The 12,020-nt window shown below is 69.1% G+C and carries 10 protein-coding genes; 2 read left to right on the top strand and 8 right to left on the bottom strand.

Going from position 1 to position 12,020, the window contains the following annotated elements; translation table 11 throughout:
• Positions 1 to 8: 8 nt before the first annotated feature.
• The 8 genes from A5773_RS08735 to A5773_RS08700 form a co-directional block, all read right to left on the bottom strand.
• Entirely contained in the window at positions 9 to 704 is a 696-nt protein-coding gene (locus tag A5773_RS08735) for a YciI family protein (protein WP_067790508.1), read from the bottom strand.
• Between the two features lie 94 nt (positions 705 to 798).
• Positions 799 to 1,695 carry a hydroxymycolate synthase MmaA4 gene (gene mmaA4 / locus A5773_RS08730; RefSeq protein ID WP_067261533.1) on the bottom strand — a complete coding sequence of 299 codons (897 nt, stop codon included), beginning with the start codon at positions 1,693 to 1,695 and terminating at the stop codon, positions 799 to 801.
• An 83-nt stretch (positions 1,696 to 1,778) separates the two neighbouring features.
• On the bottom strand, positions 1,779 to 2,660 hold the full coding sequence (locus A5773_RS08725; RefSeq protein ID WP_067261511.1) for a cyclopropane mycolic acid synthase family methyltransferase: 882 nt from the start codon (positions 2,658 to 2,660) through the stop codon (positions 1,779 to 1,781).
• 146 nt (positions 2,661 to 2,806) lie between these two features.
• Positions 2,807 to 3,667, bottom strand: coding sequence for a cyclopropane mycolic acid synthase family methyltransferase (locus A5773_RS08720; protein WP_066951991.1), 861 nt, complete (start codon positions 3,665 to 3,667; stop codon positions 2,807 to 2,809).
• A gap of 87 nt (positions 3,668 to 3,754) precedes the next feature.
• Positions 3,755 to 4,660: an alpha/beta fold hydrolase gene (locus A5773_RS08715; protein ID WP_066951989.1), complete on the bottom strand. Its 906-nt coding sequence runs from the start codon at positions 4,658 to 4,660 to the stop codon at positions 3,755 to 3,757.
• Between the two features lie 10 nt (positions 4,661 to 4,670).
• A complete protein-coding gene (locus A5773_RS08710; RefSeq protein WP_066951987.1) occupies positions 4,671 to 6,017 on the bottom strand; it encodes an AarF/ABC1/UbiB kinase family protein in 1,347 nt (448 codons plus the stop codon).
• A 42-nt stretch (positions 6,018 to 6,059) separates the two neighbouring features.
• Positions 6,060 to 6,653, bottom strand: a complete 594-nt coding sequence (locus A5773_RS08705; RefSeq protein ID WP_067790505.1) for a DinB family protein — start codon at positions 6,651 to 6,653, stop codon at positions 6,060 to 6,062.
• A 2-nt stretch (positions 6,654 to 6,655) separates the two neighbouring features.
• On the bottom strand, positions 6,656 to 7,189 hold the full coding sequence (locus tag A5773_RS08700; protein WP_066951983.1) for a DinB family protein: 534 nt from the start codon (positions 7,187 to 7,189) through the stop codon (positions 6,656 to 6,658).
• A 45-nt stretch (positions 7,190 to 7,234) separates the two neighbouring features.
• Between A5773_RS08700 and A5773_RS08695 the strand changes: the two genes are divergently transcribed.
• Together A5773_RS08695 and A5773_RS08690 are read left to right on the top strand one after the other, a co-directional pair.
• Complete coding sequence (locus tag A5773_RS08695; protein ID WP_067790502.1) at positions 7,235 to 11,407, top strand: NEW3 domain-containing protein; 4,173 nt, start codon at positions 7,235 to 7,237, stop codon at positions 11,405 to 11,407.
• A complete protein-coding gene (locus tag A5773_RS08690) occupies positions 11,404 to 12,015 on the top strand; it encodes a malonyl CoA-ACP transacylase (RefSeq protein ID WP_066951978.1) in 612 nt (203 codons plus the stop codon). Before A5773_RS08695 ends, A5773_RS08690 begins: the two co-directional genes overlap by 4 nt.
• Positions 12,016 to 12,020: the final 5 nt, after the last annotated feature.

Genomic DNA, 12,020 nt, shown 5'->3' with positions numbered 1-12,020 from the left:
GGCGACGCTCAGAGCCCCGAGAGCCCGGCCAGCTGCCGCACCTGCACCGTCGAGGCGGGGATCATCGAGGCCAGCTTGACGGCCTCGTCGCGGTCCGCGGCATTCAACAAATAGATCCCGGTGGCGATTTCGGCGCCTTCCACGTAGGGCCCGTCGGTGATCAGGACCTCGCCGTCGCGCACCCGCACGGTCGTTGCCGTGGAGCGATCGTGCAGCGCGGCGCCGCCGATGATGTGATCGCCTGCGGCCGCGTGGAGATCGGCGTGCTTTGCCGCCACCGCTTCCCACTCCGGTGTGCCCGGCGTGTGCGCGGATTCGGCCGGCTCCAGCAGCAGCGCGAGCCAGTCGTTGCCGCTGAGCTCGCGGGACAGCTCGACCGAGTGCACCGCGGGCCAGACCTCCACCGCGCCGAACGTGGCGAGCGGGACGTCACGCGCCAACGCCAGTGCCTCGTCGAGGTTTTCGGCTTCGAACAGGTAGAAGCCGCAGGCCACTTCGGCGGATTCGGCGAAGGGGCCGTCGGTGACCACCGGCGCATCCGGGCCGCCGGTGATGACCGCCGCCGCGGCGGCGGGCGCCAGGGCATCCCCGGATTTGATCGCCGCGCCGGCCTTGGCGTGAAATTCTCCCCAGGCGGCCATCGCGTCCGGGCCTTCGGGCGCGCGGTCCTGTTCCCTGCTGATCAATAAGGCGAAGTACTGCATGTCTCGTCACCTCCAGATAGCGAGCGAAGCCCCGTGCTCCACTCTCTACCTATCCGACGAACGACGCAGCCCTAATCCGACAGCGGCGGAGAAATCAGCTGACGGCTCCGGGCTTCAGGTACGTCACCAGGCTGACGTCGAGCGCCTCGTCGGTGAAGTAGTGCTCGCAGCCGCGCAGGTACTTGATGTAGCGGTTGTAGACCTCTTCGGACGTGACCTCGATGGCCTTCTGCTTGTTGGACTCCAGTGTGTCGCCCCAGATGTGCAGCGTCTTGACGTAGTGCGGTCGCAGTGAAAGCGGCTCGGGTACAACGAATCCCGCCTTCTCGCCATGGTCGACCATCATCTGGGTGGAGGGCAGCCGGCCACCCGGGAAGATCTCGGTGAGGATGAACTTGATGAACCGGGCCGTCTCGAATGTCAGCTTCTTGCCGCGGGCGGCCAGGTCGTACGGGTGATAGCTGACGCTGCTCTGCACGGTCATCCGGCCGTCGTCGGGCATGATGTCGAAGGTCCGCTTGAAGAAGTCGTCGTAGTTCTCGTGCCCGAAGTGCTCGAAAGCCTCGATCGACACGATGCGGTCGACGGGCTCGTTGAAGTCCTCCCAGTTCTGCAACCGCACCTCACGCGACCGGTTGGTGTCGATGGAGGCCAACACCTGCTCACAGCGGGCATGCTGGTTCTTGGACAGGGTCAGGCCGATGACGTTGACGTCGAACCGCTCGACCGCGCGCTTCATGGTGGTGCCCCAGCCGCAGCCGATGTCCAGCAGGGTCATCCCCGGCTTGAGGTCCAGCTGGTCCAGGTTCAGGTCGATTTTGGCGTACTGGGCCTCTTCCAGCGTCATGTCGTCACGCTCGAAGTAGGCGCAGCTGTAGGTCCGGGTGGGGTCCTGGAACAGGGCGAAGAAGTCGTCGGAGACGTCGTAGTGCGCCTGAATGTCTTCGGGAGCCGTCCGTATCTTCGTGGGGCTAGCCGGTTGATCAGCCATTTTCGTCTGGTTCTCCTGGATGAAGTTCACTGCGTATTTCCCACGGCTTTGCCTCGGGGTGTGACGTGCAACGATACCCAACTCTACTTTTCCAGCGTGAATTGGTTGCAGTCGATGTATCCCGTGCGGAAGGCCCCGGCGCAGCCGGTCAGGTACTTCATGTAGCGCTCGTAGACCTCCTCGGACTGGATGTCGATGGCCTCGGCTCGGCGCGCCTGCAGGGCGCCGGCCCACAGGTCGAGGGTCCTGGCGAAGTCGGTCCGCAGCGACTGGACGTTGGTCACCCGGAAGCCGATCTTCGTCGAGTGCTCCTCGATGGTCTCGATCATCGGCAGCCGGCCGCCCGGAAATATTTCGGTCAAGATGAACTTGATGAACCTTGCCACCCCCATCGTCAGGGGCAGGCCGCGCTCGATGGCCTGCCTTCCGTGCAATGCCGAGATCGAGTGCAGCAGCATCACACCGTTGCGGGGCAGGGCGGTATAGGCGAATTTGAAGAAGTCGTCGTAGCGGTGAAAGCCGAAGTGCTCCAACGCCTCGATGGTGACGATGCGGTCCACCGGTTCGCTGAACTCGGCCCAGTCGCACAGCAGCGCCCGCCGTGACCGGCCGGTGTCGATCCCGTCGAGCACCTGTTGGCAATAGGAGTGCTGGTTTTTGGACAGGGTCAGCCCGACGACGTTGACGTCGTAGCGCTCGACGGCGCGTTTCAACATCGAACCCCAACCGCAGCCCACGTCGAGCAGGGTCATCCCCGGCTCGAGCCGGAGCTTGTCCAGGGTCAGGTCGAGCTTGGCGAGCTGCGCCTCCTGCAGCGTCATGTCCTGGCGGGGGAAATACGCGCAGCTGTAGGTGCGGGTCGGGTCCTGGAAGAGCGCGAAGAATTCGTTCGACAGGTCGTAGTGCGCCCGTACGTCGTCGAAATTGGAGCGCGTACGAACAGCGCCGGCCGGGTTGTCAGACATATGTCCTCCCGAGAGGACGGCCGCCAGAGAGGTGGCCATCTCCGGGGGCACGCTACCCGCCGGGGCTGGAAAACCCCGCATTTGCGCGCGTGCGCCGAAGTTTTTACGGGTCCGCTTCGTTTACCGTCGGCCCCGGCGGCTGGGCGCTACTTGGTCAGCGTGTACTGGGCCACGTTGGAGATGCCCTTGCGGAACAGGTTCGCGCAGCCGGTGAGATAGCGCATGAAGCGGTCGTAGACCACTTCGGACTGGATGGCGATGGCGCGCTCGCGATTGGCCTCCAGATTGGCCGCCCACATGTCCAGGGTCCGCGCGTAATGCGGCTGCATGTATTGGATCTGCTCGACCGAGAAACCGCTGGCTTGCGCATAGTCGACGATGTCGGCTTCACCGCACATCTGCCCGCCGGGGAAGATTTCCTTGCCGAGGAAATGCAAGAAACGCAGATCCGACATCGTGATTTGGACGCCGCGCTCCTGCCAGTTCGCCTGCGGGTACGTGAATATGCTGTGCATCATCATCCGGCTGTTGTCGGGGAGGGTCTTATAGGCCCAATCCCAGAACGCGGGCCAACGTTCCTTCTTGAACGCGTCGAAGGCCTCGAAGCTGATGATCCGATCCACCTGCTCGTCGAACTCTTCCCAACCCTGCAGCCGGGCCTCGGCCCGCCGCGTCGTGGGAATGGCGGCCAGCCTTTCCTTGGTGCGCGCGTAGTGGTTGCGGCTCAGCGTGATGCCGATGACGTTCACGTCGTATTTCTCAACCGCGCGGACCACCGCCCCACCCCAGCCGCACCCGACGTCGAGCACCGTCATGCCAGGCTCGAGCTCCAGCTTGTCCAGCCCCAGATCGAGCTTGGCGAGCTGCGCCTCTTCCAGCGTCATGTCGTCGTTCTCGAAGTACGCGCAGGTGTACACCATGTTGGGGTCGAGGAACAGCGCGAAGAAGTCGTCTGAGATGTCGTAGGTTGCCTGCGACTCTTCGTAATACGGCTTCAGCTTGGCCATTGGTGGACCCACCTCCTTGGACAACCGTACAACCCGGCGATACGGACTGGGATCGCAGGGGAAGCGTTTCTCTCGAGTGTTTTTGGCTCAGTTCGCTCTGGCGAAGTTGCCCGCCAACACGCCGATCACCTGATCCCACAACTGCTGTGGCAGATCATGGCCCATCCCGTCGAATAACACCAATCGGGCGCCGTCGATGGATCTGGCCACCGCCCGGCCGCCGAAGGGCCGCATCAGCTTGTCCGCCCGGCCGTGAATCACCACGGTCGGGGCGGCGGTCCGGCGGTTGTAGCGCCTCAGGCTGCCGCTGCCCAGCACGGCGTCGAAATGCCGGGCGACGCCCCAGGGGTAATAGCTGCGTTCGTAGCTCTCGATGGCCTCGGCCCGAAGTTGCTCCTCGGAAGCCAAAAAGCGCCGGCTGCCGATGATCTTGCTGACCCGGATGGAGTTATCGACGATCACCTCGCGCGGCGAGCTCGGCGGCGGCCCCTTGATGAGCGCCAGCAACTGGCGCGGACCGGGTGGTGGCAGGAAGGCCGAGTTATTGCTGGAGAAGATGACCCCGAGGGTTCTCGTCCGCTCATGGAATCGCGCCGCGAAAATCTGGGCGATCATGCCGCCCATCGACGCGCCCACGACGTGTGCGTGCTCGATGCCCAGGTGATCCAGCACGGCCGCGGCGTCATCGGCCATGTCCTCGAGCCTGTATGCCGCCTCGCTCGGCAGGCCCAGCCAGGAGCGCGCCAGCCGCGTCACCAGCGGCTGCCCCGAGCTGCGGTGCTGAGTTTTGCTCGACAGGCCGACGTCCCGGTTGTCGTACCTGATGACGCGCAGCCCGTGGTCGACCAGCCGCTCGCAGAAAGCGGTTCGCCACAGCAGCAGCTGGGCGCCCAGCCCCATGATCAGCAGCACGGGTGGGTCGTCGATGTCGCCCATGTCCTCGTAATAGAGCTTCAAGTCGCCGACGGTGGCGGTCCCGGTGCGGATCTGCATCAGAGTGCCCCTACACCTCCAGATCGGGGGAGTGCTCGCGGCTTACCTCGACCATGAAGTTGGCGAAGTAGCCGGTCAGCTGCGGGTCGGACATCATCTGCCACTTGGGGGCGAGCAGCTTCATGTACCGCTCGACGTAGAGGAACTGCTTGCCGATCAGCACCAGCTCGCGGGGCAGCTTGACGTCGTAGGCGTCGGCCAGGGCCGACAGTTGCCGCCCGATGTCGGCGTAGGACAGGTCGCCCAGCGTCTGCATGGTCAGCGGGGTGGCGAAGCGCTCCAGGTCCTTGGCGGCCTGAGCCTCGGGTTTCATGGTCCCGACGGCGCCCATCAGCACCACGATCTTGCCCGCGGCGGCGTGGTCCTTCTTCACCAGCAGCGCGTACACCAGCTCGCGCAGCAGCCAGCGGGTGCGCGGGTCGATGCGGCCCATGATCCCGAAGTCGAAGAACACGATGCGGCCCGCCTCGTCGACGTAGAGGTTGCCGGCGTGCAGGTCGCCGTGAAACAGCCCGTGCCGCAGCCCACCCTCGAAAAGCGAGAACAGCAGCGCCTTCACCAGTTCGACCCCGTCGAACCCGGCCTTGCGGATGGCGGCGACGTCGTCGATGCGGATGCCCTGCACCCGCTCCATCGTCAGCACCCGCTCGGAGGTGAAGTCCCAGTGCACCTGCGGCACCCGGATGTTGCGGCCCAGCGGGGAGGCGTGCAGGTGCGAGACCCACGCGTCCATCGACTGCGCCTCCAGCCGGAAGTTCAGCTCCTCGGCCAGGTTGTCGGAGAAGTCGGCGACCACGTCCTGCGCCGAGAGCCGGCGGCCCATCTTTGCCAGTTCGACGGCCTGGGCGAAGCGCTTGAGGATCTGCAGGTCGGCGGCGACCCGGCGGCGAATGCCGGGGCGCTGGATCTTGACGACGACCTCTTCGCCGGTGTGCAGGGTGGCGTAATGCACCTGGGCGATGGACGCCGACGCGAACGGCGTCTCCTCCCACTTGGCGAACAGGTCGGCGGGGTCACCCCCGAGCTCCTCGACGAGGAGCTTGTGCACCTCTTCGGTGTCGGCGGGCGGCACCCGGTCGAGCAGGCCGCGGAATTCGCGGGACAGCGATTCGCCGAACGCCCCGGGGCTGGACGCGATGATCTGACCGAATTTCACGTACGTCGGGCCGAGGTCGGCGAAGGTCTGCGGGAGCTGCTTGATCGCCTTCTGCTGCCACGGGCCCTTGCCCGGCAGCTTGCTGACGATCCGCGCGGCGGTGCGGGTGACCTGCCAACCGGTGACGGCCACCCGGGCCGCTTCCACCGGCAGCGGCACCCGGTCAAGCCTGGCCACGTCTCGATGTTTGGTAGAGCTCATCTAAAGCAGTCTGCCAAATCGGCGGAGTCAGTCCCAATTCCTCTAGCTCGGGCTCCAGGGTTGCACCCAGCCCTGGATCGCCCAGCCCTCCAGCGCCGCGATCAACTCGTACATGGTCGCGCCGTCGATGGTTTCGCGGATGATGTCGGCGTGCCCGGCGTGCCGGGCCAACTCGTTGATCACATGGAGGATCACCCAGCGCACCGACCAGGCCTTCTGGTCCTGGGGAAACCACGGGATGTCCTGCGGAACCGGCACCGCCGTGTCGAGGTCCGCGGTCTCCGCCAGGCGCAGCGACGTCGCGTTCTGTTCTTCGAATGCCCGCAGCAGACCGGCCAGCGTCTCGTCGGGCCGCATCACGTGCTGATCCGCGAACTCCTTGGTGATCTGCTCGAACGGGCGAGGGTCTTTCGGCGGCGCGTCCGGTGCGGCGGCGACCCGCGCCATCCAGCTGCGCTGCATCGCGGTGGCGTGCTTGATCAGCCCGCCGATCGACAGCGCGCTGACCGAGGGGGTGGACCGCGCCTGTTCGTCGGTCAGGCCGTAGGACACCGCGAGGTACGCGCTTTGGTGGTAGGCCAGGTATTCGCGCAGGGCGCTGCGTTCGTCGGCTACGGGCCGGGCAAGAGCGGGCATTCTCAGGCCTTCCGGTCGGTGATCTGGCGATGGACGTAGAGGTCTCGAAGACAAGCGATCTCGGCGCCGTGGTGGATCGCTTCCCGGTTGATGTGCAGGACGAGCTCGCTCAGCTGGTGCTCAGCGTAGGGCCCCTCCGCCGGACCGCAGCGGCGGCTGAGATCCGCCGCCGAGAGCGACCGCACTCCGTTGATCCACGTGGCGTAACAGTCATCGAGCTGTCTCAATGCGGTGACGGCGTCGGTGGCGTAGTTCCAACTCAGGTAGTCGGCGGGCGGGCCACCGAAGTGGTTGTGGTTGCGCATGGCGAAAACTCCGACGATGACGTGTGCCATGCGCCAGGCGATCGTGGTGAACGGCGGCGGGGAGGGGGCCGGGTAGGTGTAGTCCACCGACCCGTCCGGTTGTACCGTCCAGCAGTTCGGCACCGGCCGCCAGAAATACTCGTGATCGGTCAGGCCTTCCAGCCGAGGGCGCAGGTGTCCCCGCCAGTGCCAGTCGAGCTGGTCGGCCAGTTGGGTGGTGATGTCCGCCATGGCGCCTAGCTTTCCAGCAGGGGGTGACACCCGTAAGGTTCGGGGATGCAGCTGGTTTCGGCCCTCTCGACCGAGCTGTTCGTCGGGCCGCCGGATGCGCCGCTGCAGGTGGTGCGCATGGCCGTCTCCGGGTGCGCCGAGCCGACGCCGGTCCGCGTCGGCGGCGACGGGCTGGGCGGGGAGGCGCTCGCGCAGCCCGGCCGCGAGGTGGTCGAGGTCCCGGTCGCGCTGCGCGATCCGGTCGCCGGTGAGCGCCGGGCCGCGCGCGTCGACGCCGCCGGCGCCGCCCTGCCGTTCGACTTCGTCGTGGCCGAGCCCGGCTGGACCATGTTCATGGTCAGCCACTTCCACTACGACCCGGTGTGGTGGAACACCCAGGGCGCCTACACCAGCGAGTGGACCGAGGACCCGCCGGGGCGCGCCCGGCAGACGAACGGCTTCGAGCTGGTGCACGCCCACCTGGAAATGGCCCGCCGCGAGCCCGAGTACAAGTTCGTGCTGGCCGAGGTCGACTACCTCAAGCCCTATTGGGACACCCGGCCCGAGGACCGCGCCGACCTGCGCCGGTTCATCGCGCAGGGTCGCGTCGAGGTGATGGGCGGCACATACAACGAACCCAACACCAACCTGACCAGCCCGGAAACAACCATTCGAAACCTGGTGCACGGCATCGGTTTTCAGCGTGACGTGCTGGGCGCCGATCCGGCCACCGCCTGGCAGCTGGACGTGTTCGGCCACGATCCGCAATTCCCCGGGCTGGCCGCCGACGCCGGGCTGACGTCGAGCTCGTGGGCCCGCGGCCCGCACCACCAGTGGGGCCCGGCGCTGGGCGGCGGGGACGTCGAGCGGATGCAGTTCAGCAGCGAGTTCGAGTGGATTTCGCCGTCGGGCCGCGGGCTGCTCACCCACTACATGCCCGCGCACTACTCGGCGGGCTGGTGGATGGACTCGGCCACGTCGGTGGCCGAGGCCGAGGATGCCACCTTTGCGCTCTTCGATCAGCTGAAAAGGGTCGCGCTGACGCGCAACGTGCTGCTGCCCGTCGGCACCGACTACACGCCGCCGAACAAATGGGTGACCGCCATCCACCGCGACTGGGCCGCCCGCTACACCTGGCCGCGCTTCGTGTGCGCGCTGCCGCGGGAGTTCTTCGCGGCCGTGCGCGCCGGACTGGCCGAGCGCGGCCGCGCGCCGTCGCCGCAGACCCGGGACATGAACCCGATCTACACCGGCAAGGACGTGTCCTTCATCGACACCAAGCAGGCGAACCGGGCCGCGGAGAACGCCGTCCTGCAGGCCGAGCGGTTCGCCGTGTTCGCCGGGCTGTTGGCCGGCGCCGAGTACCCGCAGGCGGCGCTGGCCAAGGCGTGGGTGCAGCTCGCGTACGGGGCGCACCACGACGGCATCACCGGCTCGGAATCCGACCAGGTCTACCTCGACCTGCTGACCGGCTGGCGCGACGCGTGGGAGCTGGGCCGAGCGACGCGTGACGCCTCGCTGGCGTTGCTGTCCAGCGCGGTCGGCGGTGACGTCGTCGTGTGGAATCCGCTGGCGCAGAAGCGGACCGACGTCGTCACCGCGCGGCTCGACGCGCCGCTCGCGGGCGGGGTCCGGGTGCTGGACGCCGACGGTGCCGAGTCGCCCGCGCACGTCGAGCACGGCGGCCGGTCGGTCACCTGGCTGGCGCGGGAGGTGCCGTCGATGGGGTGGCGGGCCTACCGGCTGGTTCCCGATGACGGCCCGAGCGGCTGGCAACCCGTGGCGGGCTCGGCGATCGCGAACGAGCACTACCGCTTGGAGGTCGACCCGGCGCGCGGCGGGGGAGTCGTGTCCCTGGTCGCGGACGGCCGCGAGCTGGTCGCCGAGGGCCGGGTGGGCAACGAGCTCGCGGTCTACGAGGAATACGCGGCGCACCCGACGCAGGCCGAGGGCCCGTGGCACCTGCTGCCCAAGGGGCCGGTGGTCTGCTCGTCGGATTCACCGGCGCGGGCGCGGACCTACCACGGCCCGCTGGGGCAGCGGATCGTCGTCACCGGGCGGATCGACACGGTGGCGCGCTACACCCAGACTCTGACGCTGTGGCGCGGGGTGCCGCGGGTGGACTGCCGCACCACCATCGACGAATTCACCGGGGCCGACCGCCTGGTGCGGCTGCGCTGGCCGTGCCCGCTGCCGGGCGCCATGCCGGTCAGCGAGGTCGGTGACGCCGTCGTGGGGCGGGGTTTCGGGTTGCTGCACGACGGGACCGAATCGGTGGACACCGCGCGGCACCCGTGGACGCTGGACAACCCCGCCTACGGCTGGTTCGGCCTGTCCTCGGCGGCGCGCGTGCGGGTGGGCTCGCCGCACAGCCAAGCCGTGCGCGCGATCTCGGTGGCCGAGGTGGTGTCGCCGGACGAGGCGGTGTCCGGTCCGCTCGCGCGCGAGCTGATGGTTGCGCTGGTCCGCGCCGGGGTGACGGCGACCTGCAGCGGCGCGGACAAGCAGCGCTACGGCCACCTCGACGTCGATTCGAACCTGCCCGATGTGCGCATCGCGCTGGGCGGACCGGCCCGCAACGCGTTCACCAAGGCGGTGCTGGCGCAGGCGGACCCGGTGTACGCGGAAGACCTCGACCGCCAGTTGGCGACGACGGGACGGGCCAGGGTCTGGGTGCCGGCCGCGACGCCGTTGGCCGCGGTGTGGGTGCCGAGCGCCGATCTGCGCGCGCCGGACGCGCTGCCGGTGCTGGTGATCGCCGGCCGCGACGCGGAGAGCCTGGCCGCCGAGATCGCGTCGGTGGCCGACGACCTCGGCGACGCCGAAGTCGTCGTCACGCAGCGCGCGCCGGCGGGAACCGGCGAATTCGAGGACCGCACCGTCGCCCTGCTCAACCGGGGCGTGCCCAGCTTCGCCGTCGACGCCGAGGGCACCCTGCACACCGCGTTGATGCGGTCCTGCACCGGTTGGCCGTCGGGCATCTGGATCGACGAGCCGCGCCGGACCGCCCCGGACGGCTCGAACTTTCAACTGCAGCACTGGACACACGTTTTCGACTACGCGCTGGTCTGCGGGGCCGGCGACTGGCGGCGCGCCGAGATCCCCGGCCGCAGCGCACAGTTCTCCCACCCGCTGCTGGCGTGCGCATCCGGCCGGGCGGGGGGCGCGTTGCCCGCGGCGGGATCCCTGCTGAGCGTCGAGCCCGCCGGCCGGGTGCAGCTGGCGGCGCTCAAGGCGGCCGGCAACCCGCTCACGGCGGGCAGCGCCCGGCCCGTCGCCCCGAGCGCGGTGGCCCTGCGACTCGTGGAGACGACGGGGTCGCCAACCAGCGTGGTGATCGGTTCGGACATCGGCGAGGTGAGCGACTTCCGCGACGCCGACCTACTCGAATCGCCGCGCGCCGGCAGCCGGCCGCTCGACCTGCACGGCTATCAGGTGGCCACCGTGCTGGCCCGATTCCGAGCGCCCCCCGTGCGGACGGGTTCGGGCGCGCTGGCCCCGCAGGCCGAAACCGCGCAGCCGTTGTACGCGCGCTACTGGCTGCACAACCGGGGCCCCGCGCCGCTCGGCGGGCTGCCGGCCGTCGCTCATCGGCATCCCGCGCGGGTGGCCGCCGAGCCCGGCGGCGAGGTCATGCTGCGCCTCACAGCGGCCAGCGACTGCAGCGACACGACCCTGACCGGGGCGGTCACCCTGGTGTGTCCGCAGGGCTGGTCGGCCAAGCCCGACGAGCTCCCCCTGACACTGCGCAGCGGCGAATACCGCGAGACCGACGTGGCGGTGTCGGTGCCCGCCCACGCCCAGCCGGGGCTGTACCCGGTCCGCGCCCAGCTCCGCATCGGCGGGGAAGACGTCCCGCCCGCGTGGCGACAGACGGTCGAGGATGTCTGCCTGGTCGAGGTCGGCGCGTGCCACGAGGCGCAGCCGGTCTACCTGGTCGACGGGCCGGCTGACGTCGAGGTGACCGTCGGCGGTACGGCGGCGCTGAGCGTAAGGGTCGGCACCCACGCCGGGGCGGACCTGGCGCTCGAGGCGCACCTGATCAGCCCGTGGGGCACGTGGGAGTGGCTGGGCCCCGCCGCGGTGGGTGCCGTGCTGCCCGCCCACGGCACCGTTGACGTTCACTTCGACGTGAGCCCGCCGGCCGGGCTGGACCGCGGCGAGTGGTGGGCCCTGGTCCGGTTCGGCTGCGCCGGCCGGCTGGTCTACACCCCGGCGATACGGGTGACGGTGACATGAGCGTGGTCGCGACGGTGGCCGGCGTTCCGGTGCTTGTCGACGAGGTCGACGCGGCCGAGGCGCGGCTGCGCGGCGGGCGGGCCGCGGCCGCGCTCCCGGCCGGCGGCACCGCGGAGGGGCGTCAACTGCGGCGCTGGCTGACCCAGCTGATCGTGACCGGGCGGGTTGTCGCCGCCGAGGCCGACGCGCGCGGCCTGACCGGGGCGGGTGCGCCGAGCGAGGCCGAACTGCTGCCCGACGCGACGGCCCGGCTGGAGCTCGGCAGCATCGCCGCGGCCGCGCTGGCCGACGCGCGTGCGCGAGCGCTCTTCGCCGACATCACCGCCGCGGCGAGCGTCACCGACGAGGAGGTGGCCGCCTACCACGCCCGCAACCCGCTCCGGTTCGCCGAACCGCGTCACGAGCAGCACGGCTGGCGGGTCCCCGCACCGGTCGGCCCGCCGCTGGACGACGTCCGGCCGGCGATCGCCGACCGGCTGCGGGGCGCCGCGCGGCGGCGCGCCTTCCGGGTCTGGCTGGACGCGCGGCGCGCCGAGCTGGTGCGGCTCGCTCCCGGCTACGAGCATCCCGGCGACCCCCGCCAACCCGACAACGTCCATCGGCACTGATCGCG

This window comes from Mycobacterium sp. 852014-52450_SCH5900713, assembly GCF_001667075.1.
In the GTDB taxonomy this organism is placed as follows: domain Bacteria; phylum Actinomycetota; class Actinomycetes; order Mycobacteriales; family Mycobacteriaceae; genus Mycobacterium.
This window is presented reverse-complemented; position numbering and strand designations above follow the sequence as displayed.

Bases quoted from the DNA above. Each gene is read 5' to 3' on its own strand.
- A5773_RS08710 (WP_066951987.1), bottom strand. From the start codon at position 6,017: ATGAGCTCTACCAAACATCGAGACGTGGCCAGGCTTGACCGGGTGCCG.
- mmaA4 (WP_067261533.1), bottom strand. From the start codon at position 1,695: ATGGCTGATCAACCGGCTAGCCCCACGAAGATACGGACGGCTCCCGAA.
- A5773_RS08735 (WP_067790508.1), bottom strand. From the start codon at position 704: ATGCAGTACTTCGCCTTATTGATCAGCAGGGAACAGGACCGCGCGCCC.
- A5773_RS08690 (WP_066951978.1), top strand. From the start codon at position 11,404: ATGAGCGTGGTCGCGACGGTGGCCGGCGTTCCGGTGCTTGTCGACGAG.
- A5773_RS08705 (WP_067790505.1), bottom strand. From the start codon at position 6,653: ATGCCCGCTCTTGCCCGGCCCGTAGCCGACGAACGCAGCGCCCTGCGC.
- A5773_RS08720 (WP_066951991.1), bottom strand. From the start codon at position 3,667: ATGGCCAAGCTGAAGCCGTATTACGAAGAGTCGCAGGCAACCTACGAC.
- A5773_RS08700 (WP_066951983.1), bottom strand. From the start codon at position 7,189: ATGGCGGACATCACCACCCAACTGGCCGACCAGCTCGACTGGCACTGG.
- A5773_RS08715 (WP_066951989.1), bottom strand. From the start codon at position 4,660: ATGCAGATCCGCACCGGGACCGCCACCGTCGGCGACTTGAAGCTCTAT.
- A5773_RS08695 (WP_067790502.1), top strand. From the start codon at position 7,235: ATGCAGCTGGTTTCGGCCCTCTCGACCGAGCTGTTCGTCGGGCCGCCG.
- A5773_RS08725 (WP_067261511.1), bottom strand. From the start codon at position 2,660: ATGTCTGACAACCCGGCCGGCGCTGTTCGTACGCGCTCCAATTTCGAC.